Consider the following 749-nt stretch of genomic DNA (forward strand, 5'->3'; position numbering starts at 1 on the left):
GCAACTTCAACTTGTCGGGCTAGGGGAAGAAAGCTGATGTGGAACAACACTGTTCGCCCCTTGCTGGGTCTGGCCACCGTCGGTGTGATCGGCGCGATCGTCGCTGCCACCATCGTGTTGTTCGAAGGCGGTGCCATCGAATCGGTGCCGGTCACGGTGCTATCGCCCCGGGCGGGACTGGTGATGAACCCGGACGCCAAGGTGAAGCTGCATGGTGCACAAGTGGGCAAGGTCTCCTCGATCGACAACCTGCCCGACGGCCGGGCCGCGATTCACCTGGCGATCAATCCCTCCTGGCTGAATCTGATTCCCGCCAATACCGGCGTCGACATCGAATCAACGACCGTCTTCGGGTCGAAATTCGTGCAACTCATCCCACCGCCCGATCCCTCCCCCCAGTCGCTGAAGGCGGGCCAAATCCTTGACTCTGAGCATGTCACCGTCGAAATCGACACCGTGTTCGAGCAATTGGTGTCGGTGTTGTCGCAGATCGAACCGGAAAAGCTCAATGAGACCCTTGGCGCTCTCGCGCAAGCGTTCAGCGGCCGCGGTGACAAACTCGGCCACACCCTGGCCGATCTGGACGCGCTGTTGACCAAGATCGACCCGAGCCTGACCTCCCTGAGGCACGAACTCTCGGTGGCCCCACAGGTGCTCAACGCCTACGCCGACGTGGCCAGACCCAGCAAGGGGCGAACAGTGTTGTTCCACATCAGCTTTCTTCCCCTAGCCCGACAAGTTGAAGTTGC

General features: G+C 60.9%; 1 protein-coding gene. It reads left to right on the forward strand.

The annotated features are described in order from the left end of the window. Positions 1 to 36: 36 nt before the first annotated feature. Positions 37 to 749: MCE family protein (locus A5709_RS07690; RefSeq protein ID WP_156767993.1), on the forward strand; the 713-nt coding region annotated here is incomplete at its 3' end.

It is taken from the genome of Mycobacterium sp. E1386, from assembly GCF_001672745.1.
In the GTDB taxonomy this organism is placed as follows: Bacteria; Actinomycetota; Actinomycetes; order Mycobacteriales; family Mycobacteriaceae; genus Mycobacterium.